Consider the following 20,713-nt stretch of genomic DNA (forward strand, 5'->3'; position numbering starts at 1 on the left):
TATTTTTGTCATGCCTGTCACGCACAGGCGTTATCACCGGTCGCGACTAGCGCAGATCTTGTACCGCAACGTGATCCATGTCATCGAAGACCTGATTTTCTCCCACCATGCCCCAAATAAACGTATAGGCTTTGGTGCCAACGCCGGAATGTATTGACCAGCTTGGGGAAATAACCGCCTGTTCATTACGCATCACAATATGACGGGTTTCCTGAGGCTGCCCCATCATATGGAAAACGCAACTGTCCTCTTCCATATTGAAATAGAGGTACACTTCCATACGGCGCTCATGGGTATGGCATGGCATGGTGTTCCATAGATTGCCGGGCGCCAGTTCGGTGAGTCCCATACTGAGCTGACAGGTTTTCAGTACATCCGGTACGAAGTATTTATTGATGGTGCGACGGTTACTGGTGAGGTTATCGCCTAAGGTGACGGGCGCAACGTCGGCAGGCGACACTTTTTTCGTCGGATAAGCGGTATGCGCTGGCGCGCAGTTGTAATAAAACTTCGCCGGTCTGCTCGCCTCATTGCTGACGAAAACCAGCTCTTTCGCCCCTTTACCAATATACAGAGCATCACGATGACCAATGTCATGGCGCTGCCCGTCAACGATAATGGCGCCCGCGCCGCCAATATTAATGACGCCCAGCTCGCGGCGGTCCAGTAACCGGGAAACGCCAAGCTGTTTACCCACCTCTCCGCCGATTTCAACAGAATGGCTGACGGGCATAACGCCGCCGACAATAATACGGTCGATATGGCTGTAGACCATCGTATATTCATCAGCGACAAAAATATTTTCTATTAAAAACTCGCGTCGCAGCGCCTGGGTGTCCAGCGTTTTAGCGTGCTCGCTATGGATGCTTTGCCTTACGTCCACTTTTCCCTCCAATGATAAATCGATCGCAACGGCATAAAATCAAAACACTGTTTTGATTTATTTAACGGCATCATAGTCGCCCGGATGAAGGTTTTCAACAATAAATAAAACAACGTTTCATTTATATGGTTGGTTATTTTTAAAACTGCTGTAGCGATCACGAACGGCGCTAAAACTTACACACATGTCTGATTTTCAGACATGTGCGCCAGATTCTGTATGCGGTTACTCAGATAAAAATTGGAGCTTGTTTTGGAACGGAGTCTGATATGCGAATTGAATTAAAAGCGGTATGCGTCTGCAATGCCCGCCGCAACAAGACGTTCTGCGCTATAACGAAAAAGGGGGTTCTGTCACTGGCTTTGCCCTCGTGATAGAGGGCTTTTTATAACGGAATACTGAAGCAGGAAAAGGATGGCTGGCGCAGGATCAATCGCGTTCAATGGTTAAAGCAACGCCCTGGCCGCCACCGATACACAGCGTCGCCAGGCCTTTACGCGCGTCGCGTTTAACCATTTCGTGCACCAGTGAAACCAGAATTCGACAGCCGGACGCGCCAATAGGATGCCCCAGCGCAATCGCGCCGCCATTAACGTTTACCCGTCGCTCATCCCATTCCAGCATTTTTCCTACCGACAACGCCTGGGCGGCAAACGCTTCGTTGGCTTCGATAAGGTCGACCTCCGCCAGTTGCCAACCGGCACGCTCCAGACAGCGCCGGGTAGCATATACCGGCGCAATCCCCATTAGCGCAGGATCGACGCCGACGCTGGCAAACGCGCGGATGCGCGCCAGCACCGGCAGCCCCAGCGCCTGGGCTTTCGTCTCGCTCATCATCATCACCGCGGCGGCGCCATCGTTGATTGAGGAGGCATTACCCGCCGTCACCGAACCTAAACTATCAAACGCCGGATGCAGCAGGGCTAACCCCTCCGCACTGGTGTCGGCCCGCGGTTGTTCATCCGTATCGACAATTGCGGTCTGCCCATTACGTTGCGTGACGATGGGGACAATCTCATCTTTAAAACGTCCGGTATCAATCGCGGCCCTGGCTTTTTGCTGCGAACTGAGCGCATAAGCATCCTGTAACTCGCGGCTGATGCCATATTCCCGCGCCAGGTTTTCTGCCGTCACGCCAATGTGATAATCGTTGAAGGCATCCCATAAGCCATCATGTACCAGACTATCCACCAGATTGTCGGCATCAGGCAACGCGCCGGTACGGCTATCATTGAGGACATGCGGCGCACGGCTCATATTCTCCTGCCCGCCCGCAATAACAATGTCCGCTTCGCCGCACTGAATAGCCTGCGTCGCCAGGTGCAACGCTTTTAAACCGGAACCACAAACGTCATTAATGGTAATGGCGGAAACGGTAGTCGGCAGCCCTCCTTTGATGGCTGACTGGCGCGCCGGATTCTGCCCGGCGCCAGCCGTCAATACCTGACCGAGGATGACCTCATCGATAGCGTTAGCGTCCACGCCGGTGCGCTCAATTAACGCTTTTACGACCATGCTCCCCAGCTCGACGGCGGAATGACGGGCCAGCGTTCCCTGAAAACAGCCGATGGGTGTCCGTAAAGCCCCCACTATCACAACCTCTTTCATTACCACCTCAGCGCAAAATGACACCGCCATAGTAGAGCATTGTTAAAATTAGTTATCTTGATTGTTTAAAAAAAGTGAGTTTTATCACAAAGGAAATGACGCTGATTTGACGGTGACGCAGCTTATTTCTGCTGCAAATGGTAGCGAAGCCAGTTCCCCGCCGTTCCGGGCGGCGTTTTCTTGTTCCACAGCAAATCAATAGCAATCGCCCTCGGCCAGCCAGGAACATCCAGCTGCGCCAGCGGTTTTTCCGCCGCAAACTCTTCCACCAGCGCGCAGGGCAATACGCACCAGCCAAATCCCTGAACCGCCATGCTCAACAGCAATAAATAGTTTGGCGCTGACCAGGCCGGGCCGCGCGTAATGTTGGCGTTAGATTCAAGGTAGGTATTCAGACGCAGCTCGCGCCAGGTATGCAGTTGCTCCCATCGCAGGTTCGTCTGCGACGCCAACGGATGCGTGGTCGCCACATAAACCCCCATCCAGCTTTGAACAGGCAGACGCGTCGCGCCAATGTCTGTGGGATAGTCATCACGCGCTTCAATCAGGCCTATCTGGGCACGCCCTTTTTGCAGCAGGTCGATGACATCATCATTTTCTCCGATCAAGCATTCAAACTCGGTATGCGGAAATTGACGATCAAACTGCGCCATTAACTCTTCCAGACTGTCAGGGTGCAGGGTATCAGAGAGGACGAACGTGAGTCTTGCCTCCGTCTCGCCGGATAACGTCAGCGCCACCTCATCCAGACGATCGCTCGCCGATAAAATAGCCTGAACATAGCTAAGCACCCGTTTTCCTTCTTCGGTCAGAACGGGCTGGCGCGATGATCGATCAAATAATGAAAATCCCAGATCCGCCTCCAGATGCGCAATGGCGGTACTAATGGTGGACTGGCTTTTACGCAGGCGGCGCGCCGCCGCAGAAAACGAACCGCAAGAGACGGTCTCAACAAATGCCATTAACGCTTCAGGTGAGTAACGCATAACCTATCTACTTTATCGATGGATGTTATCTTTTAGGTATCACATTAAACGATAAAATAGCGGAAATTTCTTTAGCTTGATTAAGAGTAAGGTTTTTTCGTTTATGCAACATGACGCCATACAACGTCGCTCGCTGCCGGAGCGTATTTTCCATGCTGTCTGTTTTGAAGGTATTGCGACTGCGATACTGGCGCCAACGACCGCCTGGCTAATGCAGCGCTCGGTGCTGGAGATGGGCGGCCTGACGATATTGCTGGCAACGACGGCCATGATCTGGAATATCATTTATAACGCTCTGTTTGATCGACTGTGGCCCGCGCATCAGGTGAGACGAACCGCCAAAGTGCGCGCACTCCATGCGTTAGGATTTGAAAGTGGGTTTATTGTCATTGGCGTGAGTATTGTCGCCTGGGTACTGAATGTCAGCCTGCTACAAGCATTCACCCTGGAAATTGGTTTCTTTCTGTTCTTTTTGCCGTACACGATGCTGTACAACTGGGCATACGATGTTTTACGCCAACGAATAGTGACCCGCCGCCAACAGCACGTTAGTGCATGATATTGCTCTTTTTTGCCGGGATCGCAACGCTCCCGGCCCTCCTCCTCCACGACATCCATCTGCTTAAAACGCCCCCAACTGACGCTATTTATGGTAAATTGCGCTTCTTTTTGTGTGTTTTATAGTTGATAAATTCAAATAATGTCTAAAATTTGGTCAAAAGATGAGACTCTCTGGAGTTTTGCATTATACGGAACGGCTGTAGGCGCAGGCACTCTTTTCCTTCCCATCCAGTTGGGATCGGCAGGCGCAATCGTGCTATTTATTACCGCGCTGGTCGCCTGGCCTCTGACATACTGGCCGCATAAGGCGCTGTGTCAGTTTATTCTTTCCTCAAAGACTTCTGCAGGTGAGGGAATTACTGGTGCCGTTACTCATTATTATGGCAAGAAAATCGGCAGTATTATTACCACGCTTTATTTCATTGCGTTTTTTGTCGTGGTATTAATTTATGCGGTGGCGATTACCAATTCCCTGACAGAGCAATTAGCGAAGCATATTCAGATAGATATTCGCATCCGGATGGCAGTTAGCTTCGGCGTAGTACTTATCCTGAATATGATTTTCTTAATGGGAAGACATGCCACTCTTCGCGTAATGGGCTTGTTAGTCTTTCCACTTATCGCTTACTTCTTGTTCCTTTCGCTCTACTTAACCGGAAGCTGGCAACCCTCGTTACTGACCGGGCAGATGTCTTTGGATAGTCACACGTTGCACCAGGTATGGATTTCTATTCCGGTGATGGTTTTTGCTTTTAGCCATACGCCCATTATTTCGACGTTTGCCATCGACAGACGGGAAAATTTTGGCGATCAGGCCATGGATAAATGCAAAAAGATCATGAAGGTCGCCTATCTGATTATCTGCCTGAGCGTGCTGTTCTTTGTCTTTAGCTGCCTGCTCTCCATTCCGCCGTCATACATTGAAGACGCGCGCAACGAAGGCGTTACCATCCTTTCCGCGCTCTCGATGATGCCCAATGCGCCGGCCTGGCTCTCTATTTCCGGTATTATCGTTGCCGTCGTGGCCATGTCGAAATCTTTCCTCGGCACCTATTTCGGCGTCATCGAGGGCGCAACCGAAATGGTAAGAACCACCCTACAGCAGGTTGGCGTGAAAAAAAGCCGGGCGTTCAATCGCGCGCTGTCTATCATGCTGGTTTCCGGGATTACGTTTATTATTTGCTGTATTAACCCGAATGCCATCTCTATGATTTATGCCATTAGCGGCCCGCTCATTGCGATGATTCTGTTTATTATGCCCACGTTGTCAACGTACCTGATACCGGCATTGAAACCCTACCGTTCAGTAGGTAATTTCATTACGTTGGTCGTCGGTTTACTTTGCGTATCGGTGATGTTTTTCGGCTAAAGTAAAAGATAGCCGGGATATAACTCCCGGCTATTTTATATAAGAATCCAGCACCTTTAATATTACGTCCAGATCTTCTTCACGTCTGGCTTCATCACTCTGATGAACGATATGCTCGGTCAGATGCCCTTTAATCACCTCACGCATTAAGCCATTTACCGCGCCGCGAATCGCCGCGATCTGTTGTAACACGGCCGCGCATTCATGCGGTTCATCCAGCATTTTTTTTAGCGCTATCACCTGTCCCTGAATCTTGCTGGTTCTGGCTTTAAGCTTTTGTTTGTCCCGGATGGTATGTGACATTACAACACCTCACTAACATTAACGAATACAAATTATAGCATTACGATGCTACTGGGGGGTAGTATTCCATACTGGGGGGGAGTAGAATGACGCCCCACATAAAACAACTAAGAATCATTCTCATGGGTGAATTTTCGACACTTCTTCAGCAAGGAAACGGCTGGTTCTTCATTCCCAGCGCCATTTTATTAGGTATTTTGCACGGGCTTGAACCAGGGCACTCCAAAACTATGATGGCGGCTTTTATCATTGCCATTAAAGGTACGGTTAAACAGGCCGTCATGCTCGGTCTGGCAGCAACGCTTTCTCATACCGCGATCGTCTGGTTAATCGCGCTGGGTGGGATGTATCTTAGCCGGGCATTCACCGCACAATCAGTGGAACCATGGCTGCAGTTAATTTCTGCGATTATTATTCTGAGCACCGCGTGCTGGATGTTCTGGCGGACATGGCGAGGCGAGCAGCAGTGGCTGGCGGGAAACCACCATCACGACCACCATCACGACCACCATCACGACCACGACCACGGCCATGACCATGACCATGACCATGACCATGACCATGACCATCATGGTCACATACATCCGGAAGGCGCAACGTCAAAAGCGTATCAGGATGCCCATGAACGCGCCCATGCTGCCGATATTCAACGCCGTTTTGATGGTCAAACAGTGACTAATGGACAGATCCTGCTGTTCGGCCTGACCGGAGGGCTTATCCCCTGTCCGGCTGCGATCACCGTTTTACTGATTTGTGTCCAGCTTAAAGCGTTTACGCTGGGCGCCACGATGGTGCTGAGCTTTAGTCTTGGCCTGGCATTAACGCTGGTGACGGTAGGCATAGGCGCGGCGATAAGCGTTCAACAGGCAGCAAAGCGCTGGAGTGGTTTTTCGACGCTTGCCCGGCGGGCGCCCTATTTTTCGAGCATTCTGATTGGTCTGGTCGGCGTGTATATGGGAATTCATGGCTATACCGGGATCATGCAGTAAATATGTAACGCTTCTGCTCAGGCCGTATCATTCACTTCGGGTTTCATTCCAGAAGCGTTTTTACTTATCAAACGGTATGAAAGGCCATACATTCAGCGTCCCGCCTGAATTCTGTATTTTACTCCACTACACCACAGGCAAAACATACCCCACCGCCACCGGGTTTAGCCGGCGTTTCAGGGTTTCTGGATAGAGTCGCCGGAGGCGGGTTATTGCGGAGCGATAAACGGAGTTCGCTGCAGTGATTTACAAAACCGGGTACCAAACAGCAGTTCCCGTAATCGGTTCCGCATTCCCAACTTCACCAGTAACCGGTATTTGTCCTGCCAGATTTGCTTCTCCTGCGTATTCAGCCTTCCACACAACGCTGACAGCCTTCCCCGTCCACGGTAAACTTCCTGAAGCAAGCGTAACTGGGCCAGGCTCACTCCGCATGCCAGTATCTCCCGGTGCATCAACTGGTCCATATAGTTCATCAACCGCTTCGGATTGTTAAATATCGGTGGCACTTCCAGAAAGCCCGTCACCGGAGCCGGAGATAACAAAAAGGCGTCCAGCTCTCCTGTCCTGCGCAGGCGTGCGCCCCCGGCCCACTGTTCACCCCGCCGCCCCCGGATAAGTATCTCCGCCAGTTCCTGCTCCAGCAGCGCCGGGATGCCGCCGTATACCTTCAGTACCACCCGGTCGCTGAAAAACAGCTCATCGCTGATAATCATAACCGGGTAGTCCGACAGTATCTGTCTCAGGGAATAGAACAAAAAGAGATGTTCACGGGGACGCAGACACAGTATCAGTATGGCCTCCGGTTTCCGACGTAATTGCTGCAACAGAACAGGCAGTCTGTATGCGGTTTCACAGTTGCAGCCCGGCAGAAATCTCCGGACCAGGTGTGCCACGGCGATCGTCACCGGCCAGCAGTCACCGTAAACGATAATCTGCCGGGCCGGCATCCGGTTATGTTCCGTCATCCTCATTCTCCTTCTTTTTCAGGATCTTTCCCGCATTTCTGTTACTGCACAGCCGGTTCCACAGTTCATTTGCCATCGACCTGTCACCATTACCGACCCGGCGTTTTGATACCGGCGGCGGTCCGGCTTTTTCACGGCGCGTGGACGGGGTGGGACTGTCAAGAACCCGGATAACATAAATCTCATAGCGTCGTGCTTTATTGGGCAGGGTCTGGTGACGGCAGATGCTGACCACCCGCGATGTTTTGCTTCGCAGATAGGCAATCAGGTAGCTGGCCCGTCTGGCCGTGATGTGAAACGCCTCTGCTATCTGGTTACGCTGAACCCAGTTCTGCTGCAACAGGCACCAGTGTGCCACGATGATATACAGGGGCTCGCCGGCATACTGGCGGACACTTACCGGAATAAAACAGGCATCATGGTTGGTCTGTCCGGGATAATGAATATCGTTACCTGGGATAAGGTACTGCTTTTTTGCGTGTGTATTATCAGGGCACATAAAACCTCTCCATAACTGGGTAAATAATTTTCCGGAGGTGAAGAACAGCTCTTAAATAGTATTTATTATTAATGTGGGTTTATTCGGGATTAGTTCCCCGATAACTCAGTCAGCTCTTTTATTTTTATTATCTGTCACCCCCGATTAGTTATAGGTAACAGTAACGGGTATTGCAGCAGAAAACTTTCCTGTCTTTACACTTCCCCCCGGGGTCGGGGTTATTACTGCAGTATATACCTTCGACACATTACCGGTGACAGTTCCTGTAATAGTAATATCCCCCAGTACTTCTTGTTTATCAAAAGTAATCTCTTTTCCTTTATCATCTTTTATTGAAAGCCGGAGTCCATTAGGCTGACCTTTGTTGGGGCCATCCAGACTGACAAGATTCAGAGTTTGCCCGGTATCCTGTGTCAGCGCACCTTTCCCGAAGGTGATGGCCAGCGGGATCGTGAATTCCTGTCCCATAGCCGGTCGTAAAACCTGCCTGGCGATCACTGTAAAATTTGCCTGTCTGGTCTGTGAAGGTTCATAAGTCGTATAAATATGCCCAAAGTTGACCTGTAATGGAACAATGTCAACTTTACCCAATCCGTTTCTGAGAATTCTCACATTAAAACCAGATAAAACAAATCCGTTGTTTCTTTGAGCATAATTTACCGGAACAACATTCATCACATTATTTATACCGGAAAAAGTGTACACAGCACTGCTCTCTTTGTAGGCTGTCAGATATAAGAAGTCCATTTTTACAGTTGCTGTTCGTGTCGTGAGCCCTGGAGGTAAAGGCTGTCCAAATTCCACTTTAGGCTCATTTCCTCCCTGCGATATCCCTTTAATATCGTCCCAGGTTAAGACAGGAGCGTCGGTAACGGACACCTGAAAACCCAGGCCCATACTGTCTAACTTTTTGGTAAAATCTCTGAAATAAGGCTGATTTAATAACAGTAAAGGTGGTTTACCTGAAATCAAAGATGATATATTACACGAATAAGTGAACTTCTGAGTTATTGTGCTGACAACTGTCCCCGGACCCGGGGTGTAATTATCGTTTGTTATATTTATGTTTTTAAAATTAATATTCTGACCAGAGGTAATGATACATTCATTCAGGCTTGGCTCAACCGCATACACTTTAGTCACACATAAAGAGCACAACATCATCACCAGCACGGTCAGTTTTGTTTTCAGATTAAAAATCCATTCTGTCATGATGTTGCCCCTGCGTCCTTAAACGCGCAGTTCAGGGCATCGCAGGCGTAGCGGTTCATCTGCAGTCCACCGTAATCATCAATATACCCCACCCACAGCGTCCGGGTTTCTGCCGGCAGAACAGCCTTTAAAGGCAGGCTCCCCAAGGGCGGCACCATCACGCCCTCGCGGAAACCGCTGAGCCTGTGGCTACGGTCTGCTCCCAGCCACGCCACAGTGATGTAGTACGGCGTCGGGTTTCTGAGGGTCAGTTGTCCCGCATTCCGCTCAGCGGTCAGCTTTCTTTCCGGCTGGTCACTGCTGCTTCTGATAATGGCTTTCGGACGATAAAACAGTTTCAGCTGGCTCTGCATGGCCAGCTGCAGGACGTTGTCGTCTTCCGGCTTCGGGGGAACGCCCCGCACGTTAAACCAGAACAGTGTTTCCCTGTCCTGGGGGAGCTTATCTGTCAGCCCACGAACCTGGGTGATACGGACCTGGGATTTCTGTCCGGCATCAATACGCTGCAGCGGCGGCAGCGCCATCAGCGCATCGGTTCTCACCCCGTCAACGTCCGTCACCCAGGACTGCGCCAGAAACGGCGTGGTTTTGTCATCGTTATTCAGCGTGATGGCCACCGTTTTCTGCGATGCATCCATGATAATACGGGTCCGGTCGACATTGACGGCCGCCGGGCTGCACTGGCTCCATGCTGCCGCCAGTGCGAGTAAAATCACACGGCTTCTTCTGCTGTTTTTCACCTGTTTTCTCCTTTAGTCCTGCTCTGTGACAGGGATATTTTTATCTGCAGGGCAGTAACAGCGGCCCCCGGCTGAGTGTCACCGTTTCCGGCAGGGTGAGTCTGCACTGCACCCGGCCATCCCAGGACACATTCAGGGTCCGGCGGTCTTCCCCGCTGAGACCTGTCAGGTAGGCCAGACCGCCATCTCCGACCATCCCCGCGGTTCTGCCGCTTTTCCCGGACACTACCATGGCGCCAAACGGCGGACTGGCACCATCAGCCAGTCGGATATGACCGAGCACCTGCTCCCCCTGGCTGGCGTCAATCTTCCGGTAGCCCACCGCGCCCTCCGTCAGCACCTGGCTGATGACGGAGCTGCTGACGTCCACGCCCTCCGGCAGGGCGGCCACATCAACCGAAATATCGCTGCGCCGATAGCTGCTGCCGGCGCTCACCACGCCCACCCCGAAGCGGTTGGTCACCCCGCTGTTGCCGTTCACCGGTACACCGGCCACGTCTCCGGTATCTATCATCATGCGGGGCTCATTCCCGGCCATCGACTGGCTGAAAGCGGCGCCGTGGGCGGTGGCGGTCACCGAGCCGTACCAGCTCAGGCCCAGACTGCGGTACTGTCCGGGCTGCAGGGTGGCGTCCGCTGCCGCCTGGCCCCACGGCAGACGGCTCTGCACGCTGCCGCTGAAGCTGCTGTTGCTGCCGGTGTCATAACGGTTATGGCCGGCGCTGATGTTCCATGTGGTGTCCGGGTTATGGAAATCGCTGTAATTCACGGTCTGCTGCAGGCCGCCCCGGTTATCCTTCTGCACGCTGTAGCTCACCTGGCGGCTGTCGCCCCACGGGATACTGATGGTGGTGTAGACCTGGTTCTGGCTGCCCCCGCCGGTGTACTGGTTACGGGCAAACGACACCGAGGCCGAGAGCCCCTGAAGGTCGCCGAGACTGAACACTTTGTTGAAGCTGAGCATGTAGTTATTGTTGGACTGCGCATTCCAGTAATTGAGCCGGCTTACCGAGAGGGCCGCGCTCATATTGAGTACCGGAACGGACTGGCTGTAAGTCACGGTGTAGCTTTGTTTTTCATGCCATGCATCGCCGCCGTCGGTGGCCCGACGCTGCAGGTACTCCGGCATGGACAGAAAATGGCGGTCCGAGAAGCGGTATCCGACGAACGCCAGGGTACTGCCGGTTTTATCAAACGTTTTGGCATAGTTGATACGGTAGCTGTAACCGGACTGCTTCTGCCCATGCGGCAACCGCGCATCTGAGCGGGTGACGTCCGCAGACAGAGCGCCCAGCAGCCCCATATTCTGGCCGATCCCGAGCGCCGCGGACTGGTAGTCGCCGGTGGAGGCAATGAGGCCGCCATACAGCGACGTGTTGTTAAATGCTCCCCAGGTGGCCTCCCCGAGCAGAAAGTCAGGGCTGACCGTGCTGTTGTTATGCGTCCCGCCGTACAGCGGACGTCCGGCGGCCACCTTATAGCGAACCTGTCCCTGGCGTGCCATAAAGGGGACGCTGGCCGTGTTGACCTGCCATGTCCGGACGCTACCGTCGCTTTCCCGGACGCTGACATCCAGGTTGCCGCTGATATTCTGGCTCAGGTCGGGAAGCTCAAAAGGCCCCGGTGACACCCGGGTCTGGTACAGAATGCGGCCATTCTGGCTGACGGTAACCTGTGCATTACTGTTCGCAATGCCGCTGATTTTCGGGGCATACCCCTGAAGAGAGGGCGGTAGCATGCGCTCATCGCTGGCCAAAGTGAGCCCGGCAAAGCGGAAGGAGTCAAAAATAGCGGAGCTGAGGTACGTCTGTCCGAGCGTCAGTTTTGAGCGCAGTGCTGGCAGGGCACGGAACAGATACGTCTGCGGCAGATAAAAATCGGACTGTGATGCGCCCTGCCCACTGTCAAAACGGCTGTACTGGTAATCGCTCCGCAACCGCCAGGCACCGAGATTAAACCCGGCGGTGCCGTAGAGGCTGTAGCTGGTAGAGGTCTCCCCCTGCTGCGGCATATAGCGGTTGGCCATCAGGCTGTAATCGAGCAGGCCGGCGGTGACGCCGTCGCTCCAGCGTGAAGGCGGCACCCAGTCCGGGTCCTGATAACGCATCCAGGCCTGGGGGATAATGAAGGTCAGACGCTGATTTTCAGCGCTGTACCGTACCTGACTGTCAGCGGAGCGCAGCTCAAGGCATTGCCCGTCCGGGATACCGGTAACGGGTTTCAGGCCATGAATAATCTTATCCTTAAGACCCAGCATGGCCACCATGTCTGTTGTCACACAGATGACGGCCGCGTCGCGTCCGGCAACCGGTACAACTCTGACCGGATACTGTTCCCGTACCGGCTGGTCATTGAGCCAGATATCGAGAATATAGTTACCGGGCGCCACATACCCCTCGCGGCTGAAGGCCGTTAGGTCCACGTTGGACAGGTTCCCGCTGTCCAGCAGGCTGGCATTGAACTCCGTGGCCTGCGACTTCAGGACGGAAAATGTCAGGGTAATCAGAATGGCAAGCCGGGTAATTTTCATGGCATGGCGCTTTCGTGTTGTCGTCCGTGTAACAGACAGCCCGCAGGCATGGTCAGATATAAAAGCCGTCCGAACCCCTCCGTGGACGGCTTCTCCCTGTCGTTATTTACCGCGTAAAATCACAGGTATTTCAGGGTGTAGGTGACGGATGCGTTGACATCACCGGGCGTGACGTCAGCACCAAGCGCTATCAGGCGGGCAAAGAAGTTGAGTTCGTTATTCCCGGCCTGCAGTTGCTGAGCTTCACCATCCGGCATCGGGGTATTGGGTGTAATCAGTGAGTTATTGTCACTTTTCAGAAGCTGCACACCAACATGCTGGGCACTGCCGGTGCTGACGTAAGCTTTACCTGAGGTATCAGCTGTACCACTGAAAGAGACGGTTACTTTAGACATTTTCCCTGCGGAGCCAGCAGGATTTGAACCTGCATCATTCGGATCAAATGCACAGTTCTGCAGATGAATGGTGAACGGTTTTGATTCCGTAGTTGCGTCGGCGGTATTCAGTTTACGGTAAGAAATCTGTCCAAACGGAACGGTGATCGCATCGTCGCCCGGTGCGATATCACAGGGTGAGTTGGTGATGGTACCAGTGAAAAGAATTTTACCTGAGCCGAACGGGCCTACTGTTGGTGGATCGACTGCATATACAGAAGCGCCATACATCATACCGGCAGCCGCCATGGCAAGTATTATTTTATTACGCATAGATAATATGTCCTTTGGGTGAATGAGAATTATTTTGCAAAGGCTGAAAACAAATCTGAGGGTATTAATGAAAGCGTTCAGAAAAGATTCGCATGAATAATAAACGCCTGGTGTTAAACGAAGCACCTGAACTTTCCATCGAAAAATATTGATTTCAGCTAATGCCTAATCAGTTGTAAGAAAATTCTTATTCAAATTAAAACAATAAAAATAGATCGATACGATCGATGATTATGATCGTAATTTAAGAATAATCATCAAAGAAATACTTTTTAATGTAATTATAAGCGGGTGAATACCTAACAGACAGATATTCGCAGCGGACATGAAATATTTTGTAATATGTTATCGGGAATGTATGTTTTGCTTTTCCATCACACTGGATATTTACAAAACATAATACTAATCATATATAACAATGAAATTACTGGCAGCATAAAAAACTAGATATAGCGCAAGTAAAAGGAGTTTAATTCCAAAACATTAACTTAATAAATCATTATAAACCACCATAAGTGGAAGAGATAAAAAATAATAAATGAAATAATATTCTTCTGTATTTGTGATGAGCATCACAATAGATATAAATGCAGGTACCCTGACATTACTGAACTTCACGGATGAAATTTAAAAACAATGCCGACAGCAAAGAACAAACTGGTAATAGCTGTCAGACATAATGCTGCCTGCTGTAATATCTACAGCAGGCTGGGGATATTAATGCGCGGAATCGTGCTGCACGGGGGCCGTGGGTAATTCCTGAACTGACTGAGAATCCACAATTATGCCATCCTGAGCTGATTTCAGTATCAGACCTGCCTGATAGTATTTTCCTTCGCTCATCAAGGAAAGCGCTGTGGTCACATCCTTACGGGTTTGCTGAAGAGGAATGAGTTCCTGATTTTCAATCATACTGACGCCTGCTAGTTTCAGGGCCTCTATAGTCCCTTTTTTATCTCCTTCTTTCATTTTCTGGTTTGCTTTATTAATAGCATCATTTTTCTGCCCCGCAGGGAGATAATCTTCTGCTACCGTAATCGATGAATTTATCCGAATATAGCGGTCTCCTTCAACTGGGGCTTTTTTATCTGATTTGACATACAGATTCCAGTCAGTGCTGTCATCGTTCAGGAGTTTTTCTGCTTGCGCAGCCAGTTGTTCCGCCTTTTGGGTTCGACCATTAAACAACTCGAATCGCGACATTCCGATATCACGCATGGCCTGCCAGGCCTGTCCGGATATCTTGTCATTATTCAGAGTAACGTTATCAGTCATGTTTGTTGCGGCCATAATATTTCCTGAAAACAGGATAACCATCAGCGCAACGCCCGGTATAATATGGCTTTTCATAATCCATCATCTCCACAAAGTAACATTTTTTATCGGGTTATCCTATTCAGAACCGGTAACCCACACCAAGATTAAAGCCGTTGCTATTAAGGCTTCCGCTGTTATGGGTAGCATCAAAATCCGCACCCTCATAACCCAGATTTATAGCGACATTACTGACCGGGGTATAAGCCACGCCTGCAGAATAACCATATCCGACCTTACTGTCAGACTCATTTATTCCGTGATCACGCTGATGCAATAATACGGGGCCCACTTGACTATACAGGCTTAACTGGTTATTTATTTTCCATGAAGGGCCTGCAAGTAGGGAGTAATAACGGGTTGTTACACGACCATTACTGCTTTCATCGGAATAGCGCTGGCTTCCATTTAGCCAGGCAAATGAGGTTGTCAGCCCCCAGTCCGGTGACATTTCATAGTTGTTTGCCAGCCGAACCCCACGCAACGTCCCGGCGTGATTAGTATGGGACTGGGCGTATCCAAGTGAAAATGTACTGGCATTATCGTCTGCCCATACCGGACTGGCTGCAGCAGACAGCAGAACAATACCGGCACTTCCGGCTAATAGCATTTTGTTCATCTTCTTCTCTCCGGTTATTTTTACCTGATGCCTTACTGGCATGTATTAAGTTAAAATCTTTCCGTGATAACAAACTATAAATAAATCTTTTAAATTATGAGCGCTGTTACGCCAGCAAATACCTTTATCTCCGGCTGTCGGGAGGCTATTCACGAAAATATATCCAGGCCAGAAACAGTATTTAATAATAAATAAACTGAAAAATAAAAACTGACAAAAATAGAAGTTCACTGATATATACCCAAAATAATTCGAGTTGCTTAAAGGTGGCAAGGGAGTGAGTCCCCAGGCACATAGATAACGATGTGACTGGGGTGAGCGACAAATCTGCCGGGAGCAGATTTTAACGTCGCGTGCGACGGCCCGTCAGGGCGAGGCCCATGGATGGACCGAGTAATCCGTAGCCAACACATAAGCAACTTGAAGTATGAAGGGTATATAACGGGAAAGAAGCCATATCGGCCTGGTAAATCAACGTCTGTGATTTAAGTTGCAGGAAACGGCTATGGTGAGGGGATGCGGCAGTTATCGGGCAGTAACGGCATTGTTCAGTGAGTATCCAGGAAACAAAAAAAGAAGGGAGCGGTACTCCCTTCGTAAACATGTCAGAATACGACATTTTGGTACTCTTTTATTTATTATCTGGCCGTAAAAGTTATGCTGTTGGCAGGTATCTCCAGTCAACATAAAAAAATACCACCAGCTAAAAATGTGATGCAAACCACCATTAAGCAGGTAACCAAACTGACTGTGCCACTAAATCCGGAAAAGAGTTTGAATCCGGGGATAACATCTGATGCAGAAATTAGCACCAGTCTTCGATTCGGATACCCGGAATGCGTTCAAACTCGCGGAGATTGTTTGTGACGACGACCAGTCCGCGGCTACGGACATGGCCAGCAATCATCTGGTCATAAGGCCCGACAGGTGTTCCCTTGCGGGCCAGTTCGGCACGGATTTGACCGGTATGTATCGCTGCCTGAAGGGGCATGTTGGCTTTGACGATCAGGCAAAAAACAACGGCGAATAAAGTCGTATGATGATCTTCACATTTATCATCATCAGCGTTCATATTACTCAACCTGTAATCAACCTCTGGCGTTTTTCTGTATCCATCACAACCATTTCCGGTAAAGGTAAAAAAGGGATTTGAACCTTTCCGGAGATGATAATGAAGGTAAATACATGGACAATTTTGCTTATGTCGGCGCATCTGACGGCCTGTACCGTCCCTGGCACAGAAAAATATCAGACCAGCATGGACAGCGTTACGGCAGAAAAAGTAAGTCGGATTATCCAGTCGGATGTCATTCCTTATAAAGGCGAAAACCATGGAGAAGTTATCAGCCGCGTATCGTCTGCTTTTCTCGGAACACCTTATCAGGCAAATACGCTCATCGGTGGGCCCGGCACACCCGAAGTCCTTGTAGCGAATTTCAACGGCGTGGACTGCTTTACCCTGGCTGATTACGTTGAAGCCCTGGCCCGCAGCGATAATCAGAAATCGTTTCTGCATAATCTTGCCAGGACTCGCTACGCCGCAGGCAAAGTTGCTTATCTCAGCCGCCGGCACTTCTTCTCTGACTGGTTCGCCGCAGTACCGCGTAATGCACGGGATGTAACGCCGTATATCAGCCCTGATTATATCGTTGTTGACAAGCAGCTTAACCATAAACCTGATGGCGGCGAGTACATTCCTGGTCTGGGCATCCATCCTCGTAAAATAAATTATATTCCCGGAAGAGCCATCAACCAGCAGGTCATGAACCACCTAAAAAATGGGGACTATATCGGTGTCTACTCCCCGCTTGACGGGCTGGACGTTTCACATGTGGGTATCGTAGTTCGCCATGATGAACAGGTGTGGTTTCGGAACGCCTCCTCATTGGCCGCAAACAGAAAAGTGGTGGACACACCGTTTATGGAATACATGCATTCCAGACCGGGCATCGTTGTGCTGCGGGCTGAATGATAAAGTCATTACCGGAGTCGCCAGCTGATAATAGCCGTCCGACATAGGTATTGAAACCCTGTGTACTGTGGGGCCGACAGGAAAAATTGCTGTAAATTCGTGGAGTTAGTAAATACTAGAAGATATTTGTCTGGAGCGGGCGAAGGGAATCGAACCCTCGTATAGAGCTTGGGAAGCTCTCGTTCTACCATTGAACTACGCCCGCTTTGAGATGCGTAAGGCATTATAAACCTTACGCTCTGGTTGGCAAGAGACTTACTGGCTGACTGGCGATTAATTCACCGTCAGCACTTCGGTTTACTCCCCTGCGGCGGCAGATAACGCAGCGGATCGATGGCCGTCGCCCGGTAGCGAATCTGGAAGTGTAGTCTTACGGATGCGGCATCCGTGCTGCCCATCGTAGCGATTTTTTGCCCCGCTTTAACGCTTTGCCCATTATTAACCAGCATGGTGTCATTATGAGCGTAAGCCGTAATGTAATCTTCATTGTGCTTAATCATGATGAGATTGCCGTAACCGCGCAGCTGGTTCCCGACATAGACAACTTTACCCGCTCCCGCCGCATAAACAGGCGTTCCGCGCGCGCCCGCAATATCGATCCCCTTATTTCCGCCCTCCGCGGTGGAATAAGGTAAAATCACTTTACCGTTGGCGGGCCATACCCAACAGCGCTGCCCCACCGGCGGCCAGGAGGATTTTGGCACCGAAGATGACGGTCTGACCGCGGCAGTTTTTGTTGCTGTTTTATTGCTGGTTTTGCGTGCTGAACTGCTACTCTTTGCGCTGCCGCGCACTTTAATTCGCTGCCCCACCTCAATAGTATAAGGCGGAGAAATGCCATTCAGCCGGGCCAGTTCTTTCACGCTGGTTCCCGTGGCGCGCGATATACGATACAACGTATCGCCGCGCTTAACGGTATAGACGGAGCCGGAATACGTTCCTGAGCCGGAATTACTGGAACACCCCGCCAGCAGCAGCCCTGTGCATAACAGCACCGCAATACCCAGGCTATTTTTGTTCAGGCGTCCTGCGCTCAAAACCATTCCTCACTCTATTGACAGACGCCTTATGATAGCAGCCAAATGCCGTATGCCCAATCCATTGACGCCGGAAAGGGTCCGCGCGGATGATGATGCCGCGAATATCCGATATGCCAGCATAATATCGACTCACGGCGCAATGGCGCTCGTCTGCGTTCTGTCAGGGCCTGTTTTGGTAATGCCTTTCTTTCTGTTATGCGCTACGCTGATCGTCTGAGTATATGGCCTGGCCATGCTGCCGGGTCATTTTAATTTTCAGGAGCTTTCATGACTGAGGAACATGTCGTTTTATTGGATGAGCAGGATAAGCCTTCCGGCACACTGGAAAAGTATGCGGCTCATACGCTTAATACGCCTTTGCATCTGGCTTTCTCCTGCTGGCTATTTAACGAAGATGGTCAGTTGCTGGTAACACGACGGTCGCTGAGCAAAAAAGCCTGGCCAGGCGTGTGGACGAATTCAGTTTGCGGTCATCCGCAACAAGGCGAAACCACCGAAGAGGCGATCATCCGCCGTTGTCGGTTCGAACTCGGCGTGGAAATTACCGATCTCACCCCCGTCTATCCGCACTTCAGCTATCGGGCGACAGATCCAAACGGTATTGTGGAAAATGAAGTCTGTCCGGTATTTGCCGCGCGGGCAACCAGTGTGTTACAGGTTAACAGCGAAGAGGTGATGGACTATCAGTGGAGCGAATTTAAAAGCGTATGGAAAAGCCTTCTCGCTACGCCGTGGGCATTTAGCCCGTGGATGGTCATGCAAGCGTCAGACGAACAAGCGCGTGAACGACTGCTCAATTACTGCCAGCGTTAAAGATTGCCTGATGGCGCTACGCCTGAACGAAGAGATGCCGGATGGCGGCTAATGCCCCATCCGGCAATTTACATCTTATTTCACCGGACGCATCGCCGGGAACAGAATAACGTCGCGAATCGTGTGGCTGTTAGTAAACAGCATCACCATACGGTCGATGCCAATTCCCAGACCCGCTGTCGGCGGTAAACCGTGTTCCAGCGCCGTCACGTAGTCTTCGTCGTAGAACATGGCTTCGTCGTCGCCCGCCGCTTTTGCATTAACCTGATCCAGGAAACGCTGCGCCTGGTCTTCCGCATCGTTCAACTCGCTAAAGCCATTACCGATTTCACGACCGCCGATAAAGAACTCGAAGCGGTCAGTGATTTCCGGGTTCACATCATTACGACGCGCCAGCGGAGACACTTCAGCCGGATATTCGGTGATGAAGGTCGGCTGAATCAGATGCGCTTCAGCGACTTCGTCAAAGATCTCGGTGACGATACGGCCCAGACCCCAGCTCTTCTCGACGTGAATGCCGATGCTTTCAGCAATCGCCTTCGCGGAATCGAAGTTGTCCAGATCAGCCATATCCGTTTCCGGACGATATTTCTTGATCGCTTCACGCATGGTCAGTTTTTCGAATGGCTTACCGAAGTCAAACACTTCATCACCGTACGGAACCTGGGTGGTGCCCAGAACATCCTGCGCCAGCGTACGGAACAGAGACTCCGTCAGCTCGATCAGGTCTTTGTAGTCCGCATACGCCATATAGAGTTCCATCATGGTGAACTCAGGATTATGGCGCACGGAGATGCCTTCGTTACGGAAGTTACGGTTAATTTCGAATACGCGTTCGAAGCCGCCAACCACCAGACGCTTGAGGTACAGTTCCGGCGCGATACGCAGGTACATGTCCAGATCCAGCGCGTTGTGATGGGTGATAAACGGACGGGCAGACGCGCCGCCAGGGATCACCTGCATCATCGGGGTTTCGACTTCCATAAAGCCGCGAGCAACCATAAACTGGCGAATACCGGCCAGGATCTTCGAACGGGTTTTGAAGGTGTTACGGGATTCATCGTTAGAGATGAGATCCAGATAACGCTGGCGATAGCGCGCTTCCTGGTCCTGCAGGCCATGGAATTTATCCGGCAACGGACGCAGCGCTTTCGTCAGCAGGCGCAGTTCGGTGCAGTGGATAGACAGCTCGCCGGTTTTGGTTTTGAACAGCTTACCTTTCGCGCCGAGGATATCGCCAAGATCCCACTTCTTGAACTGCTCGTTGTAAACGCCTTCCGGCAGATCATCGCGCGCCACATACAGCTGAATGCGGCCGCCTACGTCTTGCAGGGTAACAAAAGAGGCTTTACCCATAATACGGCGAGTCATCATACGGCCCGCGACGGACACTTCAATATTCAGCGCTTCCAGTTCTTCAGCTTCTTTCGCGTCAAACTCTGCGTGCAGTTGGTCTGAGGTACGGTCACGACGGAAATCGTTCGGGAACGGGATACCCTGCTCACGCAGTGCAGCCAGCTTCTCGCGACGTGCCTTCATTTCATTGTTAAGATCGACTACCTCGTCAGCGCCCTGTGCGTTTTGTTCAGACATGTTGATT

19 protein-coding genes, 1 tRNA gene and 1 pseudogene are annotated in these 20,713 nt (G+C 51.0%); 5 read left to right on the forward strand and 16 right to left on the reverse strand.

Annotation, left to right across the window (positions count from 1 at the left end; genetic code table 11):
- Nucleotides 1-46 precede the first annotated feature (46 nt).
- The 3 genes from kduI to ACLD4F_RS09950 all read right to left on the reverse strand — a co-directional run bounded on the left by kduI (nucleotide 47) and on the right by ACLD4F_RS09950 (nucleotide 3,477).
- Nucleotides 47-883, reverse strand: a complete 837-nt coding sequence (kduI, locus tag ACLD4F_RS09940) for a 5-dehydro-4-deoxy-D-glucuronate isomerase (protein ID WP_069721774.1) — start codon at nucleotides 881-883, stop codon at nucleotides 47-49.
- Nucleotides 884-1,312: 429 nt separating this feature from the next.
- On the reverse strand, nucleotides 1,313-2,491 hold the full coding sequence (locus ACLD4F_RS09945) for an acetyl-CoA C-acetyltransferase (RefSeq protein ID WP_131046521.1): 1,179 nt from the start codon (nucleotides 2,489-2,491) through the stop codon (nucleotides 1,313-1,315).
- A 122-nt stretch (nucleotides 2,492-2,613) separates the two neighbouring features.
- Entirely contained in the window at nucleotides 2,614-3,477 is an 864-nt protein-coding gene (locus ACLD4F_RS09950) for a LysR family transcriptional regulator (RefSeq protein ID WP_001270776.1), read from the reverse strand.
- A gap of 103 nt (nucleotides 3,478-3,580) precedes the next feature.
- On the opposite strand from ACLD4F_RS09950, the gene ACLD4F_RS09955 reads away from it, so the two are divergent.
- Together ACLD4F_RS09955 and ACLD4F_RS09960 are read left to right on the forward strand one after the other, a co-directional pair.
- Complete coding sequence (locus ACLD4F_RS09955; RefSeq protein ID WP_001736749.1) at nucleotides 3,581-4,036, forward strand: multidrug/biocide efflux PACE transporter; 456 nt, start codon at nucleotides 3,581-3,583, stop codon at nucleotides 4,034-4,036.
- Nucleotides 4,037-4,177: 141 nt separating this feature from the next.
- Complete coding sequence (locus ACLD4F_RS09960; RefSeq protein ID WP_000036843.1) at nucleotides 4,178-5,407, forward strand: amino acid permease; 1,230 nt, start codon at nucleotides 4,178-4,180, stop codon at nucleotides 5,405-5,407.
- Nucleotides 5,408-5,437: 30 nt separating this feature from the next.
- On the opposite strand, the gene rcnR is transcribed toward ACLD4F_RS09960, so the two are convergent.
- A complete protein-coding gene (rcnR, locus tag ACLD4F_RS09965; protein WP_000019953.1) occupies nucleotides 5,438-5,710 on the reverse strand; it encodes a Ni(II)/Co(II)-binding transcriptional repressor RcnR in 273 nt (90 codons plus the stop codon).
- 122 nt (nucleotides 5,711-5,832) lie between these two features.
- Between rcnR and ACLD4F_RS09970 the strand changes: the two genes are divergently transcribed.
- Nucleotides 5,833-6,699: a nickel/cobalt efflux protein RcnA gene (locus tag ACLD4F_RS09970; RefSeq protein WP_411010816.1), complete on the forward strand. Its 867-nt coding sequence runs from the start codon at nucleotides 5,833-5,835 to the stop codon at nucleotides 6,697-6,699.
- Nucleotides 6,700-6,908: 209 nt separating this feature from the next.
- Here the strand turns inward: ACLD4F_RS09970 and ACLD4F_RS09975 are convergent, their stop codons facing one another.
- The 9 genes and pseudogenes from ACLD4F_RS09975 to vapC form a co-directional block, all read right to left on the reverse strand.
- On the reverse strand, nucleotides 6,909-7,667 hold the full coding sequence (locus ACLD4F_RS09975) for a transcriptional regulator (protein ID WP_411010817.1): 759 nt from the start codon (nucleotides 7,665-7,667) through the stop codon (nucleotides 6,909-6,911).
- Entirely contained in the window at nucleotides 7,654-8,166 is a 513-nt protein-coding gene (locus ACLD4F_RS09980) for a CaiF/GrlA family transcriptional regulator (RefSeq protein ID WP_000336255.1), read from the reverse strand. Before ACLD4F_RS09980 ends, ACLD4F_RS09975 begins: the two co-directional genes overlap by 14 nt.
- Nucleotides 8,167-8,310: 144 nt before the next feature.
- Entirely contained in the window at nucleotides 8,311-9,378 is a 1,068-nt protein-coding gene (locus ACLD4F_RS09985; RefSeq protein ID WP_000141336.1) for a hypothetical protein, read from the reverse strand.
- Nucleotides 9,375-10,118 (reverse strand): fimbrial biogenesis chaperone StdC, encoded by a 744-nt coding sequence (stdC, locus tag ACLD4F_RS09990; protein ID WP_411010818.1) that lies wholly within the window; start codon nucleotides 10,116-10,118, stop codon nucleotides 9,375-9,377. The genes ACLD4F_RS09985 and stdC overlap by 4 nt, the downstream gene beginning before the upstream one ends.
- A gap of 40 nt (nucleotides 10,119-10,158) precedes the next feature.
- Nucleotides 10,159-12,648, reverse strand: coding sequence for a fimbrial outer membrane usher protein StdB (stdB, locus tag ACLD4F_RS09995; protein ID WP_411010819.1), 2,490 nt, complete (start codon nucleotides 12,646-12,648; stop codon nucleotides 10,159-10,161).
- 119 nt (nucleotides 12,649-12,767) lie between these two features.
- Nucleotides 12,768-13,355 carry a fimbrial protein gene (locus ACLD4F_RS10000; RefSeq protein WP_411010820.1) on the reverse strand — a complete coding sequence of 196 codons (588 nt, stop codon included), beginning with the start codon at nucleotides 13,353-13,355 and terminating at the stop codon, nucleotides 12,768-12,770.
- A gap of 717 nt (nucleotides 13,356-14,072) precedes the next feature.
- Nucleotides 14,073-14,705 carry a YfdX family protein gene (locus ACLD4F_RS10005; protein WP_000835257.1) on the reverse strand — a complete coding sequence of 211 codons (633 nt, stop codon included), beginning with the start codon at nucleotides 14,703-14,705 and terminating at the stop codon, nucleotides 14,073-14,075.
- A 46-nt stretch (nucleotides 14,706-14,751) separates the two neighbouring features.
- On the reverse strand, nucleotides 14,752-15,288 hold the full coding sequence (locus ACLD4F_RS10010; RefSeq protein WP_001038499.1) for an STM3031 family outer membrane protein: 537 nt from the start codon (nucleotides 15,286-15,288) through the stop codon (nucleotides 14,752-14,754).
- Between the two features lie 805 nt (nucleotides 15,289-16,093).
- Nucleotides 16,094-16,270 (reverse strand): annotated as a pseudogene (vapC, locus tag ACLD4F_RS10015) (tRNA(fMet)-specific endonuclease VapC); the annotation flags it as partial.
- Nucleotides 16,271-16,453: 183 nt separating this feature from the next.
- On the opposite strand from vapC, the gene ACLD4F_RS10020 reads away from it, so the two are divergent.
- Complete coding sequence (locus tag ACLD4F_RS10020; RefSeq protein WP_001635492.1) at nucleotides 16,454-17,260, forward strand: DUF1460 domain-containing protein; 807 nt, start codon at nucleotides 16,454-16,456, stop codon at nucleotides 17,258-17,260.
- A 131-nt stretch (nucleotides 17,261-17,391) separates the two neighbouring features.
- Here ACLD4F_RS10020 and ACLD4F_RS10025 read toward each other — a convergent pair.
- Nucleotides 17,392-17,465 (reverse strand) — tRNA-Gly (locus ACLD4F_RS10025).
- Between the two features lie 79 nt (nucleotides 17,466-17,544).
- Nucleotides 17,545-18,303: an amidase activator ActS gene (gene actS / locus ACLD4F_RS10030; protein WP_000244325.1), complete on the reverse strand. Its 759-nt coding sequence runs from the start codon at nucleotides 18,301-18,303 to the stop codon at nucleotides 17,545-17,547.
- Between the two features lie 264 nt (nucleotides 18,304-18,567).
- Between actS and idi the strand changes: the two genes are divergently transcribed.
- Nucleotides 18,568-19,113: an isopentenyl-diphosphate Delta-isomerase gene (gene idi, locus ACLD4F_RS10035; RefSeq protein ID WP_000133994.1), complete on the forward strand. Its 546-nt coding sequence runs from the start codon at nucleotides 18,568-18,570 to the stop codon at nucleotides 19,111-19,113.
- 75 nt (nucleotides 19,114-19,188) lie between these two features.
- Here idi and lysS read toward each other — a convergent pair whose 3' ends face one another.
- Entirely contained in the window at nucleotides 19,189-20,706 is a 1,518-nt protein-coding gene (lysS, locus tag ACLD4F_RS10040; RefSeq protein WP_000003339.1) for a lysine--tRNA ligase, read from the reverse strand.
- Nucleotides 20,707-20,713: the final 7 nt, after the last annotated feature.

Source organism: Salmonella sp. 741265050_HSA, from assembly GCF_046569445.1.
Classification (GTDB): Bacteria; Pseudomonadota; Gammaproteobacteria; order Enterobacterales; family Enterobacteriaceae; genus Salmonella; species Salmonella enterica.

Bases quoted from the DNA above. Each gene is read 5' to 3' on its own strand.
- actS (WP_000244325.1), bottom strand. From the start codon at position 18,303: ATGGTTTTGAGCGCAGGACGCCTGAACAAAAATAGCCTGGGTATTGCG.
- ACLD4F_RS09960 (WP_000036843.1), top strand. From the start codon at position 4,178: ATGTCTAAAATTTGGTCAAAAGATGAGACTCTCTGGAGTTTTGCATTA.
- ACLD4F_RS10005 (WP_000835257.1), bottom strand. From the start codon at position 14,705: ATGAAAAGCCATATTATACCGGGCGTTGCGCTGATGGTTATCCTGTTT.
- rcnR (WP_000019953.1), bottom strand. From the start codon at position 5,710: ATGTCACATACCATCCGGGACAAACAAAAGCTTAAAGCCAGAACCAGC.
- ACLD4F_RS09985 (WP_000141336.1), bottom strand. From the start codon at position 9,378: ATGACAGAATGGATTTTTAATCTGAAAACAAAACTGACCGTGCTGGTG.
- ACLD4F_RS10020 (WP_001635492.1), top strand. From the start codon at position 16,454: ATGATAATGAAGGTAAATACATGGACAATTTTGCTTATGTCGGCGCAT.
- ACLD4F_RS09980 (WP_000336255.1), bottom strand. From the start codon at position 8,166: ATGTGCCCTGATAATACACACGCAAAAAAGCAGTACCTTATCCCAGGT.
- stdB (WP_411010819.1), bottom strand. From the start codon at position 12,648: ATGAAAATTACCCGGCTTGCCATTCTGATTACCCTGACATTTTCCGTC.
- lysS (WP_000003339.1), bottom strand. From the start codon at position 20,706: ATGTCTGAACAAAACGCACAGGGCGCTGACGAGGTAGTCGATCTTAAC.
- ACLD4F_RS09975 (WP_411010817.1), bottom strand. From the start codon at position 7,667: ATGACGGAACATAACCGGATGCCGGCCCGGCAGATTATCGTTTACGGT.
- ACLD4F_RS09970 (WP_411010816.1), top strand. From the start codon at position 5,833: ATGGGTGAATTTTCGACACTTCTTCAGCAAGGAAACGGCTGGTTCTTC.
- ACLD4F_RS10010 (WP_001038499.1), bottom strand. From the start codon at position 15,288: ATGAACAAAATGCTATTAGCCGGAAGTGCCGGTATTGTTCTGCTGTCT.
- ACLD4F_RS09955 (WP_001736749.1), top strand. From the start codon at position 3,581: ATGCAACATGACGCCATACAACGTCGCTCGCTGCCGGAGCGTATTTTC.
- ACLD4F_RS09945 (WP_131046521.1), bottom strand. From the start codon at position 2,491: ATGAAAGAGGTTGTGATAGTGGGGGCTTTACGGACACCCATCGGCTGT.
- idi (WP_000133994.1), top strand. From the start codon at position 18,568: ATGACTGAGGAACATGTCGTTTTATTGGATGAGCAGGATAAGCCTTCC.
- ACLD4F_RS10000 (WP_411010820.1), bottom strand. From the start codon at position 13,355: ATGCGTAATAAAATAATACTTGCCATGGCGGCTGCCGGTATGATGTAT.
- ACLD4F_RS09950 (WP_001270776.1), bottom strand. From the start codon at position 3,477: ATGCGTTACTCACCTGAAGCGTTAATGGCATTTGTTGAGACCGTCTCT.